General features: G+C 38.8%; 16 protein-coding genes. 8 read left to right on the top strand and 8 right to left on the bottom strand.

Annotation, left to right across the window (positions count from 1 at the left end):
- Nucleotides 1-152 precede the first annotated feature (152 nt).
- Together F960_RS10510 and F960_RS10505 are read left to right on the top strand one after the other, a co-directional pair.
- On the top strand, nt 153-1,472 hold the full coding sequence (locus tag F960_RS10510) for an MFS transporter (protein WP_004863803.1): 1,320 nt from the start codon (nt 153-155) through the stop codon (nt 1,470-1,472).
- A gap of 161 nt (nt 1,473-1,633) precedes the next feature.
- Complete coding sequence (locus tag F960_RS10505; RefSeq protein ID WP_004863800.1) at nt 1,634-2,062, top strand: hypothetical protein; 429 nt, start codon at nt 1,634-1,636, stop codon at nt 2,060-2,062.
- A gap of 201 nt (nt 2,063-2,263) precedes the next feature.
- Here F960_RS10505 and F960_RS10500 read toward each other — a convergent pair whose 3' ends face one another.
- Nucleotides 2,264-3,211, bottom strand: coding sequence for a LysR substrate-binding domain-containing protein (locus F960_RS10500; RefSeq protein ID WP_004863796.1), 948 nt, complete (start codon nt 3,209-3,211; stop codon nt 2,264-2,266).
- Between the two features lie 103 nt (nt 3,212-3,314).
- On the opposite strand from F960_RS10500, the gene F960_RS10495 reads away from it, so the two are divergent.
- Nucleotides 3,315-4,181, top strand: coding sequence for a pirin family protein (locus F960_RS10495; protein ID WP_004863792.1), 867 nt, complete (start codon nt 3,315-3,317; stop codon nt 4,179-4,181).
- 48 nt (nt 4,182-4,229) lie between these two features.
- Here F960_RS10495 and F960_RS10490 read toward each other — a convergent pair whose 3' ends face one another.
- Together F960_RS10490 and sthA are read right to left on the bottom strand one after the other, a co-directional pair.
- The gene (locus F960_RS10490; RefSeq protein WP_004863787.1) at nt 4,230-4,622 is read right to left on the bottom strand and encodes a hypothetical protein; all 393 of its coding nucleotides are present in this window, start codon (nt 4,620-4,622) and stop codon (nt 4,230-4,232) included.
- A gap of 225 nt (nt 4,623-4,847) precedes the next feature.
- On the bottom strand, nt 4,848-6,263 hold the full coding sequence (sthA, locus tag F960_RS10485; protein WP_004863784.1) for a Si-specific NAD(P)(+) transhydrogenase: 1,416 nt from the start codon (nt 6,261-6,263) through the stop codon (nt 4,848-4,850).
- A gap of 222 nt (nt 6,264-6,485) precedes the next feature.
- Here sthA and lipA point away from each other — a divergent pair, with 222 nt between their 5' ends.
- Both lipA and F960_RS10475 read left to right on the top strand, forming a co-directional pair.
- Nucleotides 6,486-7,499, top strand: coding sequence for a lipoyl synthase (gene lipA, locus F960_RS10480; RefSeq protein WP_004863780.1), 1,014 nt, complete (start codon nt 6,486-6,488; stop codon nt 7,497-7,499).
- Between the two features lie 320 nt (nt 7,500-7,819).
- Nucleotides 7,820-10,315, top strand: coding sequence for an acyl-CoA dehydrogenase (locus F960_RS10475; protein ID WP_004863778.1), 2,496 nt, complete (start codon nt 7,820-7,822; stop codon nt 10,313-10,315).
- Between the two features lie 80 nt (nt 10,316-10,395).
- On the opposite strand, the gene F960_RS10470 is transcribed toward F960_RS10475, so the two are convergent.
- The 5 genes from F960_RS10470 to F960_RS10450 all read right to left on the bottom strand — a co-directional run bounded on the left by F960_RS10470 (nt 10,396) and on the right by F960_RS10450 (nt 15,204).
- The gene (locus tag F960_RS10470; protein WP_004863776.1) at nt 10,396-10,821 is read right to left on the bottom strand and encodes a hypothetical protein; all 426 of its coding nucleotides are present in this window, start codon (nt 10,819-10,821) and stop codon (nt 10,396-10,398) included.
- Between the two features lie 254 nt (nt 10,822-11,075).
- Nucleotides 11,076-11,261, bottom strand: coding sequence for a hypothetical protein (locus F960_RS10465; RefSeq protein WP_004863773.1), 186 nt, complete (start codon nt 11,259-11,261; stop codon nt 11,076-11,078).
- Complete coding sequence (locus F960_RS10460) at nt 11,258-12,967, bottom strand: FAD-dependent monooxygenase (RefSeq protein WP_004863769.1); 1,710 nt, start codon at nt 12,965-12,967, stop codon at nt 11,258-11,260. The genes F960_RS10465 and F960_RS10460 overlap by 4 nt, the downstream gene beginning before the upstream one ends.
- Nucleotides 12,968-12,997: 30 nt before the next feature.
- Complete coding sequence (locus F960_RS10455) at nt 12,998-14,317, bottom strand: MFS transporter (RefSeq protein ID WP_004863766.1); 1,320 nt, start codon at nt 14,315-14,317, stop codon at nt 12,998-13,000.
- Nucleotides 14,318-14,424: 107 nt separating this feature from the next.
- Nucleotides 14,425-15,204, bottom strand: a complete 780-nt coding sequence (locus F960_RS10450; RefSeq protein WP_004863762.1) for an IclR family transcriptional regulator — start codon at nt 15,202-15,204, stop codon at nt 14,425-14,427.
- 379 nt (nt 15,205-15,583) lie between these two features.
- Between F960_RS10450 and fahA the strand changes: the two genes are divergently transcribed.
- The 3 genes from fahA to F960_RS10435 are packed head-to-tail and all read left to right on the top strand — an operon-like array spanning nt 15,584 to nt 18,118.
- Nucleotides 15,584-16,867 (top strand): fumarylacetoacetase, encoded by a 1,284-nt coding sequence (gene fahA, locus F960_RS10445; protein ID WP_004863759.1) that lies wholly within the window; start codon nt 15,584-15,586, stop codon nt 16,865-16,867.
- A gap of 33 nt (nt 16,868-16,900) precedes the next feature.
- Complete coding sequence (gene maiA, locus F960_RS10440; protein WP_004863755.1) at nt 16,901-17,539, top strand: maleylacetoacetate isomerase; 639 nt, start codon at nt 16,901-16,903, stop codon at nt 17,537-17,539.
- A 21-nt stretch (nt 17,540-17,560) separates the two neighbouring features.
- Nucleotides 17,561-18,118, top strand: coding sequence for a VOC family protein (locus tag F960_RS10435; RefSeq protein ID WP_004863754.1), 558 nt, complete (start codon nt 17,561-17,563; stop codon nt 18,116-18,118).
- Nucleotides 18,119-18,188 lie beyond the last annotated feature (70 nt).

Here is an 18,188-nt window from a genome sequence, read left to right as displayed (position 1 = left end):
GGTCTAATAAATCTTCAAAATGCATGGGCGTATAACGTTTTTGTAAACTTTTGTTTCTCCCATTCCACACGTTCAAAATTCATTTCATTAATTTTTCTTAAAACTGATCTATTTATGAATTGAATTTTCCAACATTCTTTTGAGGAATTGTTGTGTCAAATTCATCGCCTCAAGTTGCTGCATCGCAACTTGATAGAAAAACTCGTTTCAAATCTATCCTAGGTGGATCAGCAGGTAACTTAGTCGAATGGTATGACTGGTATGTTTATGCTGCATTTACATTATATTTTGCGCCTGTTTTCTTTCCTGAAGGAAATGACACTGTAAAACTTCTTCAAGCTGCAGCGGTTTTTGCTCTCGGTTTCTTAATGCGCCCAATCGGTGCATGGATTATGGGGATTTATGCTGACCGTAAAGGACGTAAAGCAGGTCTTACCCTTTCTGTTTCCTTGATGTGTATTGGTTCTTTGATCATTGCATGTGCGCCAACTTATGATTCGGTTGGGATGTTGGCACCGGGTCTACTCCTCTTTGCTCGTTTGTTACAAGGCTTGAGTGTTGGTGGTGAATATGGTTCAAGTGCGACTTATTTATCAGAAATGGCGGGCAAAAATCACCGTGGTTTCTTCTCAAGTTTCCAATATGTCACCTTGATTTCGGGTCAATTGATTGCGCTTTGTGTATTGATCGTTTTACAACACACTTTAAGCGAAGAACAATTGCACACTTGGGGATGGCGAGTTCCATTCTTGATCGGGGCTTTACTTGCGATTGTGGTGTTCTGGATTCGTCGCGGCTTAGTTGAAACTCAGTCTTCTAAAGATGCTCAAGCTCAAGCAAAATCAGGTGGTCCTAAATCTGGTGCAATGGCTTTATTTACAAAATATCCAAAACAAGCCTTCACTGTGATCATGTTGACTGCTGGTGGTACTCTAGCCTTCAATACTTTTACCACTTATTTACAAAAATATTTGGTCAATACCTCTGGTTTTGATAAATCTACAGCGACCGAAATCACAACCGCAGCGATCTTTATTTTTATGTTGATCCAACCTGCTGTTGGTGCACTTTCAGATAAAGTTGGTCGTAAACCAATTATGATTGCGTTTGGTGTGTTGGGTGTACTGTTTACTGTACCTATTTTCAAACTTTTAGGCTCAACAACGGATAGCACGACTGCATTCTTCTTATGTATGAGTGGGATGATCATCGTGACTGGCTATACAGCAATTAATGCGGTCGTAAAAGCTGAATTATTTCCGCCACATATCCGTGCGCTTGGCGTAGCATTGCCTTATGCACTTGCCAATACTATTTTTGGTGGTACTGCAGAATTGGTGGCTTTAAGCTTTAAAAATGCAGGTCATGAAAACTATTTCTTCTATTACATCACCTTTATGATTGGGCTTTCATTGATTACTTATGTCTTTATGAAAGACACCAAGAAAAACAGCTTAATTACTGATGATTGATTTGTTTTCTTGATTGAAAATGTTCAATAAAATAGCTCGATTCTAAAAAAATCGAGCTATTTTTTTTGAGAATATTCAAGTTTTTTAGGGCAAAATCAACATCGTAAAAAGCTCAAAGCTGTGGCATACTCGGGTAAATAATAGCGCTGGAACTTTCAAAGATGAAAAAAATTGCATTAATGGGTTTAGGGATTGTTGCTTTAGGTTTAACTGCCTGTCAAACCACACCACGTCAATACAATGGAGTGACTGGTTATCAAATTGAGAACCAATCACAAAACTCAGCAACACTTGCATATACCCTTGCTGGACGTGCTGATCGTGATCTTGATGGTGCAAAATTACAGCGCGCATGCCAAAAGGTATTAGGTCCAAGTAAAACTTATAAAATTGCAGTACTCAGTGTAAATGAAATACCGAATCCACAACTTGCTGAAAAACAGAACTACGGTGTCCAGTTAGGACATTCTAGAACATCTGTTGGTTTATCAAATACGCCAGATTTGAGCAATAACCGTAACATGGCGACTGACGCAGCCTTAAATACTCGCCCTAGTACCTTACATGTGGTTCGTTATACTTGCTCATAAGTTTGCTTTAAAAGTCTTATCAACCATTTGGGTTAAGTCTTGTGTAAATATCAAAATCTGCTTGTGTATTCATTCATAAGCAGATTTTTTTATTGTGGTTAAATTTATAAAAATTTTGCTTTTTAGGCTTATTTATCAAGACTAAAATAGGAAGTTTCCCCAGTTTAGTTTAAATTTTTAGCTTTAGATCTACTTCAGCAATCAATTTTTTTCATTCGTATAAGAGCAACTTTTACTGGCTTCCCTGAGATCTAAATGTTTAAAAGATTCAAGTAAATGTTCAAGTAAAAGACGTGATGCTGGAACCATTCCAAAGCGTGAAGTGTAAACCAAATAAATCACACCTTTAGGCAAGCGCCATTCAGGTAACACTTCAACCACTTGACCAGATTTTAGTTCTTCATAAATATAAACTTTAGGCAAAGATGCAATACCTACTCCACGCAGCATTGCAGATTTCATCGCGGTAAAATTGTCAGTTTTAAGCCGAGGCTGAAATTCGATGTCATGAAAAATTCGTTGTTCATCAGATTTCTGTAACATCCAAACTTGTTTTGGAGCAAGAAAACCTATACTTGGTAAGTCACTTAAATCTTCAAGTGAATTTGGACGCTTATGCTGTTTAAAAAACTCTGGCGTTGCCACCAATACATGTTCCCATGCATCTAACTCTCTAACGATGAGATCACTATCATCCAAAGGTGTATTACGTACACGGATTGCAAAATCTACATTTTCTTCAATCAAATCCACACGGCGATTTGTTGCTATTAACTGCACATGAACATTGGGATATTTTTGCATAAAGTCAGCGACAAAATCACCGACGGGCATTTGTACCAAAGCGGTAGGACAAGTGATTTTGAGTTGCCCCACAGGCTCATCTGTCATCGTACTTTGAATAAAATCTTCAGCTTGGTCTACTTCTTGTAATATTTTTTGGCAATGCTCATAAAATTGTTGCCCAACTTCTGTCACTGTAAATTTTCGAGTATTGCGCTGGATCAGGCGTACACCTAAACGATCTTCTAAATCAGAAATTCGACGAGACAATTTTGATTTTGTTATACCCAAATTTTCACTCGCTTTTGTAAAACCTTGATATTTCACAACTTGAGCAAAAAAATAGTAATCATTTAAGTTTTGCATGATTGTCTCATTTTTAGAATAAACTGTTGTACTTTCTGTGCTTTAAATCATAAAGATCAGCTCAATCATAACAAATAATACGAAACGAATTGAGGAAAAAACAATGAAAATGATAGATAAAGTGTATAGCAGTAATCGTAGTACTTGGGTCGGTGACGGCTTCCCAACAAATTCGATGTTACCTATGCAAGAAATGGGTAATGCAACTAGCCCACTTTTGGTCATGGGTTATACTGAAAGTCGTTCATTTAGTCCTAGTACGCATCAACGTGGTGTAGGTATGCATCCCCATCGTGGTTTTGAAACTGTAACAATTGTTTATGATGGCGAACTTGAACATCGTGATTCTAAAGGTAATCATGGCACAATCGGTAAAAATGAAGTGCAATGGATGACAGCAGGTAGTGGTATTTTGCATGCTGAACATCACTCAAAAGACTTTGCTAAAAATGGCGGCAATTTGGATATGATCCAACTTTGGGTCAATTTACCGAGTCATGCAAAAATGACAGAACCCCGCTATCAAGAGCTCACCGAAGCCAATATTCCCGAGATCAAACTTGAGCAAAATCACGGGATAGTTCGAGTAATTTCAGGTCAATATAAACAAGCAAATCGTTTGGTAAAAGGTCCTGCAAAAACCTTTAGTCCAATCAATATGTTTGATGTCAGACTGGCCGCTGGTGCAACTGAAACTTTTGAACTTAACCCAAACTGGAATAGTTTAGTTTTCGTTTTGAGCGGTAAAGTGAAAATAGCTGAACAAGAATTTTCACGCTTACAAACAGTGTATCTTAGCCATGAAGCTGATCTTTTAAATATCGAATGTTTAGAAGATAGTAAACTGTTGATCGTCAGTGGTGAACCGCTCAATGAACCTATCGCTGCACATGGACCTTTTGTTATGAATACTGAGGCTGAAATCGTAGAAGCATTTCAAGACTTTCAGTCAGGTAGATTTGCTTCATAAGCAGAGATAAAAAAACCAGATTTCGATCTGGTTTTTTGCTTTTAAAGCTTAAGCTAAAAAGGTTTCTTGGAGATAACGCCAAAGCATTTTGCCTTGTTCTTCAACGATCAAAGCACATGAACGGCGGATCAAAATGCCTGAATCTTTAGTATGTTTTTCTGTATAGGTTAATACAATCGAATCTACACTTTGCATGAGTACTTCTGCATCATAGGTTTCAATCTTGATATCAGGCATTTTACCTTGATTGTTGGCAAATAAACCTTTGACTTGTTCAAATGAAATGCGCTTACCAGCTGCACCGACCATTTCAAAATCATTGGTAAAATAATCAGTTAATGCAGCCAAATCTGCATCATTTCCAGTTCCATTAAATACTTTTTCAATTAAAACATGCATCGTGTGAATACTTTCAACTGCTGCATCAACATTTAACGCCATAATTTTTCCCTTTAGCGATGATGAAAATTGCTTGTCTCATCTAAACATAAAATTAATGGAATATTCAATATAAAAGTGAATATATTTACATAATATTATCAATAATTCTTTGAGATAAAGATATCAAAAAAGCCCGCCTATTTGGCGAGCTTCTTTAAAACTAATCTAAGAATTCTCTCATTTCCAAGAACGTTCTCATTTTCAGTGAATGTTCTCATTCGAGGATTAGAATAAACGATTCATACCATTTAATGTCGCAACACGATAAGCTTCCGCCATCGTTGGATAGTTAAATGTTGTTTCCACGAAGTATTTAATCGTATTGTTTGGACTATTCATCACAGCTTGACCAATGTGGATAATTTCGGCAGCGTTATTACCAAAACAATGTACACCCAAAACTTCTAAAGTTTCACGGTGGAATAAGATTTTCAATTCACCCACTGTGTCACCAGTAATTTGTGCACGAGCCAAATGACGGAAAGATGCCTGACCGACTTCATAAGGAATCTTTTCTTCAGTCAATTGTTGTTCATTTTTACCGATAGATGAAATTTCTGGAATGGTATAAATCCCTGTTGGAATATCCACGACAGGTTTAACATCCAATTCGCCACTCATATTTGCACCAGCGCAACGACCTTGGTCATACGCAGCAGAAGCAAGTGAAGGCCAACCAATTACATCACCAGCAGCAAAAATATTATCCACTTCTGTTTGATATTTATCGTTTACAGCAAGCTGACCACGGCTATTTGGCGTAATACCAACATTTTCCAGACCTAAACCGTCTGTATTACCTGAACGCCCGTTACACCACAAAATCGCATCAGCTTTGATTTTTTTGCCACTTTGTAAATAAAGCACAACGTGGTCATCAAATGTTTCTAAATGATCAATTTGCTCGTTATGACGAATCAATACACCTTGTTCACGTAAGTGATATGAAAGTGCATCGGCAATTTCATCATCAAGATAGCTCAACAATTTTTGTTGGGTATTGATCAAGTCAACTTTATGATCCAAACCGATGAAAATAGATGCGTATTCACATCCAATTACACCTGCACCATAAATGATGATTTTATGAATGCTGTAATCTAGATCCAAAATTTTGTCTGAATCAAATACACGTGGATGATTGAAATCTAAGCCTTGTGGATGGTATGGACGGCTACCTGTCGCGATCACCAATTGCTGGAATACGATCGTTTCACGAATACCATCAGGGCTAAAAATCAATACGGTATTTTTATCTTGAATATAAGCACGGCCATGAAAAACATCGATGCTATTACGATCATAAAAACGCGAGTGTGTATCTACTTGTTGTTGGATCACTTTATGCGCATTACGAAGCACTTGCTTCATGGTAAATTGTTTCCAGTCACCCACTTTTTTAAACATTGGGTCACGTTGATAACGGATAATACTCGAAACAGTTTGACGTAATGCTTTACTTGGAATTGTACCTACATGCGTACAGTTACCACCGAGCTGTTCACGTACATCTACAATTGCAACACGCTTACCAGATTTAGCAAGCTTCATTGCCGCGCCTTCGCCAGCAGGTCCCGAACCGAGCACTACTGCGTCGTATTTAACGAAATTCCCACTCACGACTTCTTTCTTACGTGGCATTCAAAGCTCCTTCGTCTAATTTCTGTTTTCTATCTTATCGCATATTATGACCTAATCTTTGTCCTTTTGCTGTATTTACCTAGCATATATTGCGTGATAACGACATTTAGTAAATGAATAATGATTTTGCCACATCATATTTCAATTCCGTTATAATGTTTCAATCGAATTTTGAAATGCTCAATTTTTGACTCCCCTCCTTACAACAGTGGAAAGTTATATATGTCAGATAACCGTAAACCTGAACAGGGTGTAAAACTCCGCGGTGCCGAAAAAGTCGCTCGTATTCCTGTAAAAGTTGTTCCTACGGTTGAAGTACCACGAAAGCCCGATTGGATTCGTGTAAAAATGACAGCACCTGAAGAAGTTCAAAGAATTAAAACGACTTTACGTGCACAAAAATTACATACCGTTTGCGAAGAAGCAGCGTGTCCTAACCTACCAGAATGTTTTGGTGGTGGTACTGCAACCTTTATGATCATGGGTGATATTTGTACCCGTCGTTGCCCATTTTGTGATGTAGCGCATGGTCGTCCAAATGCGCTTGACCCAGATGAACCACGCCATATGGCGGAAACGATTTCTAATTTAAAACTCAAATATGCTGTGATTACCTCTGTAGACCGTGATGATCTACGTGACGGCGGTGCTCAGCATTTTGTGGACTGTATTAAAGAAGCACGCAGCTTAAGTCCAAATACTTTACTTGAAATTTTGGTGCCTGACTTCCGTGGTCGTATGGATATTGCCCTACGCATCATGACTGAATGTCCACCAGATGTGTTTAACCACAATATCGAAACTGTGCCACGTTTATATAAAGCAATGCGTCCGGGTTCTGATTATCAACATTCTTTAGATCTTTTAAAAATGTTTAAAGAATACTGCCCTGACATCCCAACCAAATGTGGTTTGATGGTGGGTATTGGTGAAACAGAAGAAGAAGTCATTTCGTTATTGGATGATTTAAAAGCGCACGGTGTTGATTACGTAACGATTGGTCAATATTTACAACCATCAAAACAACACGCACCGATTGACCGCTTTGTTTCTCCTGAAGAGTTCGAGCGTTATGCTGTACACGGTCGTAAACTCGGTTTTAGAAATATTTGGTCTGCACCTATGGTTCGTTCGAGCTACTTTGCTGATCGTCAATATCATGGTGAGCCAGTACCAGAAGTACGTCGTAAAGCTGACCCAGCTAAAAAAATTGCTGTTCAGACCATCGAAGCTTAAAAGCCAATTCACTTAAACGTGTTCTGAACGATAAAAACCCTCAATTATTGAGGGTTTTTTTATATCTGCAAATCAAGCAGTCTTTAACTTTACCTAATGTGACAAAACAAAATAGTATAGGAATTGACCATTTGCTCATTTATTCGTTAAAAATAGAATCAATACTCACGACTTAATTTTAAGTAAATATCATTTGAATACTCACGTTATAGATCAAAAATTTACTTCCTAAAAAATGCTCTAAATCTTTATGTGGTTAAATATTGATTTTGCATTAGAAGCATTTCCATAGAAATTTAATTAAAAATGGAGGCTGTCTTATGTTATTCATTCTTGCCATTATTATCCAAATCATTGCGCTTTGGGCTGTATTCTTTTTTGCACTGCATCGCAATATCGGTGCAATCAGTCTGATCGTCATCGCAGTACTGTGCAGTTTGATTTCACCCTGGTCATTATTGCTTGGACTTCCTATTATCATCCTAAGTTTGATCATTATGATTGATCCGCTCAGGATGAATATCATCACCAAACCTGCCTATAAAACTTTGGCAAATGCCATGCCAAGCATGAGTACCACTGAACGTGAAGCCTTAGATGCAGGTACAAGTTGGTGGGAAAAAGAACTCTTTATGGGTGCGCCTGATTGGCAACAATTCGACGCTTATCCTTATCCAACACTCAGCACCGAAGAGCAGTCATTTTTAGACAATGAGGTTGAACAACTCTGTGAAATGTTAGATGAATGGGATATTCATCAACGTAAAGATCTGCCTCCTGAAGCTTGGCAATTTATCAAAGATCATGGTTTTTTAGGTTTGATTATTCCCAAGTCCTATGGCGGACGCGAATTTAGTCACTTCGCCCAAAGCCGTGTCATGAGTAAGATCGCTTCTCGCTCATTGACTGCGGCAGTGAGCTGTATGGTGCCGAACTCACTTGGGCCGGGAGAACTATTATTAAATTATGGTACTGATCAACAAAAAGATCGTTATCTACCCGGACTTGCCAAAGGGATTGAACTGCCCTGTTTCGGTTTGACCAGTCCAGAAGCGGGTTCAGATGCAGGATCTATTCCAGATACAGGGGTGGTCTGTTATGGCGACTTTGAGGGTGAAAATGTCATCGGTTTGAAAATGAATTTTTCTAAACGCTGGATTACCCTTGCTCCGATTGCAACAGTGGTTGGTTTGGCCTTTAAACTCTATGATCCTGACGGATTGTTAGGTGATGCAAATAAAAAAGAATATGGCATCACTTGTGCGCTCATTCCTGCTTCACATCCTGGTGTGGAAGTCGGTCCACGACACAATCCTGGCTCACCATTTATGAATGGTACGGTTGAGGGCAAAGATGTCTTTATACCGATTGACTGGATTATTGGCGGTCCGAAAAATGCAGGCAAAGGCTGGCGTATGCTTATGGAATGTCTGGGTGTCGGTCGTGGTATCTCCTTACCTGCGCTTTCGACTGCTGCGGGTGAAATGACTTATCTGACTGTCGGTGCATTTGCCAAAGTTCGCCAACAATTTAAAATTTCAGTCGGAAAATTTGAAGGTGTACAAGAAGTTGCCAGTGAAATTGCCAGTGAAACCTATATGCTGGAAGCTTTCCGTTATCTCGTCACCTGTGGCTTAAATCAAGGTGGTAAGCCTGCAGTAATGACGGCAATGGCAAAATACTATGCCACAGAAACTATGCGCAAATTGGTCAACCATGGCATGGATATCGTCGGTGGACGTGCCATTCAACAAGGTCCTCGAAACTTTTTAGCTTTGATGTATCAAGCGATTCCTGTTTCCATTACCGTTGAAGGAGCAAATATTTTAAGTCGATCTTTGATGATTTTCGGGCAAGGTTCGATGCGTTGCCACCCTTATCTTTTTGAAGAGTTGCAACTTTTACAAGCCGAAGATAAAGATACTGCACTGAAAACATTTAACACGATGCTTTATCAGCATCTAGGCTATACCTTCAATCGCACTGCACGTTCTTGGTTATATGGATTTACAGGAGGTTCAAGCTTAGTGCCCGCACATGCCGATAACTTTAGCCGACCTTATTATAAAATGATCAATCGTCTCAGTGCCAATTTTGCCTTGACCGCTGACATGTGTTTAGGACTGCTTGCAGGCGACATCAAACGTAAAGAAATGCTCTCAGGACGACTTTCTGATATGCATGCCTATATGTTTATTGCTTGTGCAATTTTGAAATACTATGAACATGGTCAAAAAACCGAACAAGAACAGATACACGCCCAATTGGCTTTAGAAGATGCATTGTATAAATCTCAAGAAGCGTTTATGGGCTTGTATGATAATTTCCCAATGCCAATTGCTTCGAGCTTGGTCCGTTTTATCTGTTTCCCTTTTGGTCGACCAGTACGTAAAGCCAGTGATGATCTTAAACGTCAGGCGGCAGAACTGATCATGCAGGAAAATGCTTTTAGATCTCAGCTCAAACAACACGTTTTTTACAATGCCAATCCAAATGATGTGACTGGACGTATGGAACATGCATTTAAAATGTTGTTAGAAATAGAAGAATTGTGGAATAAATTTAAGAAAGCAGAATCGCATGGTCAATTTAAAGGTCTAATATTTGAAGAGCATATTGAAGATGCGCTAGCAACAGGATTTATTTCACAATCTGAAGCAGATCAATTACTTGAATACAATGCTTATCGTTATGACAGTATGCTGACAGATATATTTGATATGAAACTAGAGCATGATCTGCCACTGGAAAATCCACATATTGCTTCGCATGAAAAAGTGGAAACTTTCCCGACCCAATCCAATTCAGAGGTTTAATGCCAGCATAAACTTCTCAAATTAAAAACCAAACTAAAGCCCTCAGATCGAGGGCTTTGTTTTAAATGACTTTTTGATGATTATTTACATTGTGCACTTTTAGAACCTGAAATCGCATTATTGCCCCCAGATAGACGTGCATTACCAAGACAACTGAGGTCACCATTGATCGCTGATTTATCTATCACAAATGCCGCAGAAATATGACTGGTCTTCACATCGCCTTGTATCGCAGATGATAAAATTTTGACAACTTTTGCACCTTCAGCATTGATATCGCCATGTACTGTCGCTTTATCGACGACCAAAGTTGAATTTTTCTGCGCAATTACATCACCATTGACCACTGTATTATTTATGATACAAGTTGCAACAGCAGGTACGTTAAGATCACCATTAATCATGGTGTTATTCATTGCTTTGTTACAGGTTGCAGACCAAGCCATAGGGCTCAACATTAAAAGTGAAAATATAGCAAAATACTTCTTGTTTACTCGGTTATTCATCTTTTTTCCTCATCGTTATTTCATTTTTTATTAAGACTATCTTACAAATAATCAATAAAAATTTTCATATCACGATTCATTCATCGCCATTTACTTATAATCAAAAAATGCGACAAAATAATGCAAAGCAATCAAACGTCACAAAAAACAACAGATCAAGTGCTAGACTCTGCTGAAAAATAACAAAAGGATGCATTTTGCATCCTTTTGTGAAGCCTGTTATTTCACATGCTATTTGAAAATTTGATCAGGTATCAATTTTCAAATACTTTAGCTTGATTAATCAATTGTGAGAAAACTTGTCCATCTTGAATTTGATTTGCACTTAATAGAGCAAGTTTCACTAAAAAAAGCTCACGTTTTTCAACTGGAATTGCATCAATCGTTTCTGCCAAATGATCATAAACTTTTTCTAATTCTGGAATGCTAATTGAGCTCATGCCACTACTCCTTGTGCTGAAGAAATAAATTGTTCAAATGTCGCAAGAATTGCATTTTCTGAATACTGTATCCAACGCCCATTGATATGATGATCAGGTCTTATCAAATAAATCGTGCCATTTTCAGCAAAATAGCGCTGTTCAGCTTCAAGCTGAGTGATCTGGAATGTTTGGTCTGCTCCCACAACATTTTGACCATTAAGCGCAAAAGCTACGATTTGAATTGGAATATGGCGAGATTTTAGCAACGACACTTCATGACAAAGCTTTTCATCGATTTGAGTTTGCTCGGTAAATGTCACGATACTGAATTTTCCAGCAATGACATCATATAAAAACTCGCCATTTTCTGACTTAAAGTTTGGAATCAATGCACCATTTTCAGTGATTTCATTCATTGAAGCATTGTCATCATTTTGGCTATTGAGCGGTGAATGAGTATATGCATGTGGACGTGAAGTACGCCAATGATAGAGTGGACGGACAAACTCGTGCTCTAATGACAATGATAAAACAGCATTGCGGAGTAAGCGGAAACCTTCGGTTGGTGGTGCCATAAAGCGGGTTGATTTTCCTGCTTCGGCAATAATTTCACGCGCCGCACCCACACGATCAAAAGTATAACTTTCCAACAATTTTTCAGGTGCCCAAGCTTGGATTACCCCTGCCAATTTCCATGACAAATCATGTGCATCTTGGAAGCCCGTATTTGCGCCACGTACACCAAAAATCGGCAATAAATGCGCTGCATCACCGACAAACATGATGCGGTTATAAACATAATTGTCCAAAGTCAATGCACGTGCCGAATAGACTGTGCTCCAATCCATTTCCCATTCAAGGTGATCCATACCAATCATTTTCAATTGATCATTGACGGCTTGAGTGAGATTTTCAGTCTTAAGCGCTTCTTCTGGTGCAATACTTGGATCGAGTTGATAATCAAAACGCCAAATACTATCAGGTTCACGATGCATTAAAATCGTGTTGCCGGGATTCCAGTCTGGCGAAAAATACGCTAAACGCTCTGTTGGATAATCGAGCTTGATGCGAATATCCGCAATAACAAATCGCCCTTCATAGCTTGCGCCTTCCATCCAAAGTTTCATGCCTTCACGAATTGGAGAACGCCCGCCATCTGCTGCAACTAACCAATGTGTTTTATGGGTATATTCACCCTCAGGTGTATGTACCTGAAGGGTCACGACTTCACCATTTTGCTCAGTCGCAACAACTTTATTGCCCCAACGCATTTCAATATTTGGATTTTTTTCGATTTGTTTATACAAAAAATCTTCCAAGAAATTTTGCTGTAGATTATTTAAAGGTGCGAACTGATCATGTTCATTGGTCGGTGAAGCCATACGAAATACAGTTTTTGCTTTGTAAATCGAATTACCATGTGTCCACGGCAAAGCTTTAGTCATAATCGACTCAGCCGCACCTGCAAACTGTAAGATTTCCATCGAACGCTTGGTATAAACCAATGCGCGGCTACCTTCTGAAAGCTGACGTTCTGCTGACATTAAAATGACTTTAACGCCATATTTTGCAAGCTCAAGTGCCGTGGTCATCCCAATCGGACCAGCCCCAACGACTGTCACTGTTTTTTCATCTGTGACGACGTCTTGATTGCTATGAAAATAAGGATAAACATTATATGAATAATAAAGTGATTTTCTTGGCTCTGTGGCTGGAAAATGCATATCGAACTCCTTGTCGTATCCGTACTAAACTTAAATTTTTTGATCAATTGCCATAACATTTTCAAATGGCAATTCTGTAGACGATGAATAAGTGCTCGTACCCCGTGTACGAAATTGTTGGCTACCCTTTAACCCCAAAAGATAAAAAGCCAAAAGTAAAACAGTCAATATAGAAGAAATGATCCAGACCATCGTAAATGAGCCTGTTGCAGTAGCAATCATAGAAATCGCGGGTACACCCGCTGCGATACCGAGCGTCTGAAAACGCAAACAAATACCATAAACCTCACCATAATGTTCGCCACCATAGGTTTTAGATGCGATCACGGCAGGTGCAACGGTACCAATACAATTTCCGACACCCCAAAACAGCACACCAACCAAACCTAAAATATACATTTGTGATGAAGTCACGAACATAAAGGGAATACAGGTCATCAAGATACATAGCGCGATAAATGTCGTAGTTTTCAGTAGCCCGACTTTATCGAAAAGCCATCCCAAAAAGACTTTTGCAAAGATCATGACACCAAGCGTGATCACCAAAAACTGAGCGGCTTGCTGCATACCGAATGTGTTTTGTAAATAAACTGGCAACTGCAACACGATACCACCGCCAACCGCGCCCACTAAAAATTGGGCAGCCAGCATTGACCAAAAAAATGGTTTTCTTTTTAAAGTCTTTGGATCTAAATGAACAAGTTTCAAAGCATTTTGCTGTGAAGCAGGCGTTTGTGTCTGCCCTTCACCTAATGCTTTTAAGCCCAACTGTTCAGGCGATTCCTTGATTAAAAACATAATCAATAGCACACCACCGACAAACATCATTGCAGCAATACTTTGATAGGCAAATTGATAATTTATCTTTTGAATACAATAGGTAATATAAGGGCTGAGTGCCATACCAAAAAATGCACTTCCTGATAATGAAATACTCATTGCCAAGCCTTTTTTCTCAACAAACCAACGATTGACCAAGATATTTGGAGGAATAAAAGTCATCCCTGTCGAGAAAAAACCAAAGAGTGCTGCAACGATATATAAAGACAGTAAATTATGCGCAAAAGCGAATGCGGCATAACTCAAACAGAAGCCTGTTAAAAACACCAGTAATGTTTTTTTGGTATGAGATTGCATGATTTTTCCGACTTTAGGCGAAAAAAGCATGACGGTAATATTGATAATTGTAGAACAAAGTGCGAACTGAGTAGCACTGATCCCAACCGCATGAGTGAATGGATTGAGATAAATATTGAATGTACTGATCACCAAAGCAAGTGCTGTTCCCGACACGATCATCAGTGCGAAAACAATCCACCAACCATAAAAAAACTTGGATGACTTAGCCATAGTGCTTTCCCTAGTACTATAAATGTGTTTACAGGATTATCGAACTCCCCCCTCAATACTCTGCAAACTTTAGTCATGCTGGATCAGCACACTACACAATACTTTCGCTAAGCCTGAGTCAGGTATTTTGTGATCGCCATTGCCGTTCCTTGCAATGCCAAAACACGTTCATGTTGATAATCAATCGGTAAATGTGTCTGACCACCGAGCGCCGCGATACAAAATTCAACTTCACCATGAATATTGAAAATCGGTGCACAGATGGCATTCACACCTGCCAACATATCTCCAGACACTGTTGCTAAACCGTGCTGCAAGATATCCTGTTTTAAAACTTGGAATTCATCCCAATCGTGCGGATAAACGTCCATTCCAGAATTCTGTTTTTGCTGCCATTCTTGCTCAAGCAAAGGTTTCACCACATTTTCAGGCATAAATGCTGAGAATGCGCGACCTGTTGCCGAGTTTAATAACGGCATCACTGAACCAACACGTGTAATCACCGATACAGGTTGATTTGGTTCAATCCATTGAATAATCAATGGTCCTTGCGATGTCCATTTACTGATTTGCAAACCACAATCAATCTTGCGATGCAAATCATAAATCATCGGCTGTGCTGCTTGGATCGAATTTGTTCTTTGCACAAAACTCAAACCTAAACGCCATGCCTGATCACCAAGCGCATAACGCCCATCATCCAACTGTTTGGCATAATTCATCCGAACGAGGCTCACCACATAACGATGAACTTTTGCAGGATGCATTGCCAAACTTGCAGCAAGTTCTTTCAGCATCATGGGCGTGTTATGCGCAATCAATGCATCTAAAACACTAAGTCCCACTTCTAAAGACTGAACGCCACCTTGTGCTTTTTCTTCTGACATTTAGTTTTCAACTCTTGATCGAATGATCAGCATTCTACTCGAAGCAAGCTGATTTCAAAGCGATTGCCAAAAGAAATATGCCACTCCCAGATCGCGATGCGCCTTTAACAACTGAATAAATAATTCATAAATTACGTATTACGTAATCAATTTATGTATTGCGTAATTTATGAAAGTGAGTATGATAGGATTCATAGCAAAAATCAATACTTGTTAGACATTTGAGTAATAAACTTTTTAATTTATTGATTTATCTATATTTAATTAAATTAAAACGTAAATTCTCATGCAAATGTAATCATTTTATTGATGGATATTTCTTCATAAAGCTCAAGCGAAAATCTATTTAACGCTTGCTCAGTACACAAGGAACACATAAATGACGATGCAATTAACCTCATTTATTGAAGTGAAAAAGGATTCAGATTTCCCTATTCAAAACTTACCTTTTGGTGTCTTTAGTGAAAGTCCAAATGGAACACGTCGTGTGGGGGTCGCTTTGGGTGAGTGGGTCGTTGATCTATCTGTTTTAGAAGAAAATGGACTGTTAGAACTCGAAAATGGCCGTGACTTTTTCAATCAAAGTACACTCAATAAATTCATCGATTCAGGCAAAGCCAACTGGTCAAAAGTCCGTGCTCAGCTACAGCACTTATTGGCAAAAGACACAGCGACACTTCGTGATCATGCAGAATTAAGAAATAAAACCTTTTATAAACAATCGGCCGTGACCATGCACATGCCAGTTCATGTTCCGGGCTATACCGATTTTTACTCATCAAAAGAACATGCAACCAATGTTGGCTGTATGTTCCGTGATCCTAAAAATGCACTGCTTGCAAACTGGTCAGAACTCCCAGTTGGTTATAACGGACGTGCGAGCTCAGTGGTTGTTAGTGGTACTGATATCGTACGCCCTTCAGGTCAAATCAAAGTTCCAGACCAAGAACGCCCTATATTTTCAGCATGTCGCAAATTGGATTTTGAGTTAGAAACAGGATTTATTGTTGGGAAATCAACTCAACTTGGTGAGCCTGTTGCGATTGAAGATGCTTGGGATCACATTTTCGGTATGGTTTTATTCAATGACTGGTCTGCACGTGATATTCAACAATGGGAATATGTACCTTTAGGACCATTCAATGCTAAAACCTTTGCATCGTCTATTTCACCGTGGATTGTGACTTTAGAAGCATTGGCTCCATTTAAAACAAATTCACCTATTCAAGAACCAAAACCACTGGCTTATTTACGTGAAGATCACACTCATAATAGCTATGACATCAATCTCTCTGTTGAATTAAAACCAGAAAATCAACAACAAGCGGATGTTATCAGTCAAACCAATTTCAAATATATGTATTGGTCTATGGCACAGCAACTGACGCATCACACTATTGCTGGATGTAATTTACAAGTGGGCGATCTTATGGGTTCAGGTACGATTTCTGGTCCTACGCCAGACTCTTATGGTTCTTTGCTGGAAATTACTTGGAATACCACCAAACCGCTTCAACTTTCAAATGGCGAGCAACGCAGCTTTATGCAAGATGGCGATACTCTCATCATGAAAGGCTACTGTGAAAAAGACGGATTACGCATCGGATTTGGTGAAGTTTCAGGGAAAATCCTACCTGCTGTAGCATTTAATTTCGCTGATTAATCTTATGAAATTTCAAATAATTAAGGTTATCACATGAAACTATATAGCTATTTCCGTAGTTCAGCCGCATATCGTGTAAGGATCGCACTCAATCTAAAAAATTTAGATTGTGAAATCATCCCTGTGCATTTGCTAAATAACGGTGGAGAGCAACACGGTCAGGCTTATCGTCAAATCAACCCAAGCGAGCTATTGCCTGCTTTGGTTGAGGATGATTTTGCTTTGGCTCAATCGCTCAGTATTTTGGAATATTTAGAAGAAAAATATCCAGAACATGCCTTATTGCCGAACAACTTACAAGACCGTGCAAAGGTTCGTGCATTTTGTCAAAACATTGCCTGTGATATTCACCCGCTCAATAACTTAAGAGTGTTGAAGTATTTAAAGCATGAACTTCAGATCAGTGAAGATGAGAAGACCGCTTGGTATAAGCATTGGGTAGAGATTGGCTTTAAAAGCTTAGAGCAACAATTGCTTGATTCAAATGGCAAATTTTGCTTTGGCGATCAGGCAACACTCGCGGATTGTTGTTTGATTCCACAAGTTTATAACGCAAAACGCTTCAATATTGATTTATCAGCATTCCCCAAAATTTCAGCGATTTATCAACATTGCTCAGGCTTAGATGCATTTAAAAATGCAGCGCCCGAAGCACAAATTGACGCAACTTAATTTAAATAAGGATATTTAAAAATGGCTATACAAATTGAACAAATTCATCATGTTGCATATCGCTGCAAAGATGCAAAACAAACTGTTGAATGGTATCAAAAGAACTTGAATATGAACTTTATTTTGGCATTTGCTGAAGATCATGTTCCTTCAACCAAAGCATTTGACCCATACATGCATCTATTTTTAGATGCGGGTAATGGAAACGTTTTGGCATTTTTTGAACTTCCAACTCAGCCTGAAATGGGACGTGATGAAAATACGCCTAAATGGGTGCAACATATTGCTCTTCGCGTTAAAGACCGCGATGCATTACTTGAAGCAAAAGCACATTTAGAAGACAACGGCATTGAAGTATTAGGCGTGACCAATCACGGGATATTTCATTCTATTTATTTCTTTGATCCAAATGGTCATCGTTTGGAACTGACTTATGATGATCCTAAATCACCAGAAAAAATTGCGATGATTACGGAAGAAATGAAGCATGAAATGCTTGAAGAATGGAGCAAAACCAAACGTGCACCGCATCATACACATTTCTTACATGCTGAAGAGTTAGATACGACTAAAGCTTAAAAAAAATTAACCCCTAGAGCTTTTCGATAAAAGGCTTTAGGGGCTTCAACAGCATTAAATCATGCAAGTT

Origin of the sequence: Acinetobacter gerneri DSM 14967 = CIP 107464 = MTCC 9824 (assembly GCF_000368565.1) — a bacterium.
GTDB lineage: Bacteria > Pseudomonadota > Gammaproteobacteria > Pseudomonadales > Moraxellaceae > Acinetobacter > Acinetobacter gerneri.
Note: the sequence above shows the minus strand (reverse complement) of the source record. Positions and strands in the feature narration are given on the sequence as shown.